This is a genomic window from Corallococcus llansteffanensis, from assembly GCF_003612055.1.
In the GTDB taxonomy this organism is placed as follows: domain Bacteria; phylum Myxococcota; class Myxococcia; order Myxococcales; family Myxococcaceae; genus Corallococcus; species Corallococcus llansteffanensis.
The window spans coordinates 1-1,050 of sequence record NZ_RAWB01001072.1; the positions used below are offsets into that span (position 1 = coordinate 1).

Below are 1,050 nucleotides of genomic sequence, written 5' to 3' on the forward strand. Positions count from 1 at the left end.
GGCGATTTCAGCCGCCGCCACCGTGCCGCGCCGCCCCGGAAGGCCTACCTGAAGGGGCGGGAGGCGAGAAGCGCGCATGGCACACCGCGAGGACCTGAAGGGACAGATCGCCATCGTCACGGGGGCCTCGAGCGGCGTGGGGTGGCAGTCCGCCCTGCGGCTTTCGGAGGCCGGGGTGAAGCTGTGTGTCACCGCGCGGCGCCGCTCCGCGCTGGAGAAGCTGCGCGCGGAGGTGCTCCAGCGTGGCGGCGAGTGCCTGGTGTGCGAGGGCGACGTGACGGTGCCCGAGGACGTGGAGCGCGTGGTGCGCGAGTGCGTGGCGCGCTACGGCCGCGTGGACCTGCTGGTCAACGCGGCGGCGGTGCAGTCCTACGGCCACTTCGACCAGCTCCCGTGGGAGCACATCACGCGCGTGTTCGACGTGACGTGCTTCGGCTACTTCCGCTTCGCGCGCGCGGTGCTGCCGCACTTCCGGGCGCAGGGCCACGGCCACCTGCTCAACGTCCAGTCCATGCTGTCATCGGGGTCGGCGCCGCTCTTGTCCGCGTACGCGGCCGCGAAGCACGCGACGCTGGGGTGGGCGCAGTCGCTGGAGCTGGAGCTGGCCGGCACGGGCATCCACATCTCCAACGTGATGGTGCCGTCCGTGTCCACGCCCATGTTCGACCATGCGCCGACGATGCTCGGGAAGAAGCCCGTGCCGGTGCCGCCCACGTACGACGTGGACCTGGTGGCGCGCGCGGTGGTGCGGCTGGCGCGGCGGCCGGGGCGCACGTCGGTGCCGGCGTTCCTCCAGGGGCGGCTGATGCTGTGGCTCAATGGCATCGCGCCGTCGGTGGGCAAGGCGGTGCTGCGCCGCTACGGCGAGTGGATGCAGACGACGACCACCCCGCTGCACCGGCCCGAGGGCAACCTCTTCGCCCCCGTGGAGGAAGGGGTGGGGCCCCGGGGCAGCGTGCCCCCGACGCCCGCGTGGCTGCGCTTCACGGCGCCGCCAGCCCCAGCGTCGCCGTGAAGCGCAGCCACGCGGGCGTCGGGGGCACGCTGCCC

Annotated in this window: 1 protein-coding gene; it reads left to right on the top strand. The window is 73.5% G+C overall.

The genetic code is table 11. The annotated features are described in order from the left end of the window. The first annotated feature begins 76 nt into the window (after positions 1 to 76). Positions 77 to 1,015 (top strand): SDR family NAD(P)-dependent oxidoreductase, encoded by a 939-nt coding sequence (locus D7V93_RS43400; RefSeq protein WP_120648710.1) that lies wholly within the window; start codon positions 77 to 79, stop codon positions 1,013 to 1,015. Positions 1,016 to 1,050: the final 35 nt, after the last annotated feature.

Excerpts from the sequence above, each read along its gene's own strand:
- D7V93_RS43400 (WP_120648710.1), top strand. The coding sequence starts at position 77 with ATGGCACACCGCGAGGACCTGAAGGGACAGATCGCCATCGTCACGGGG.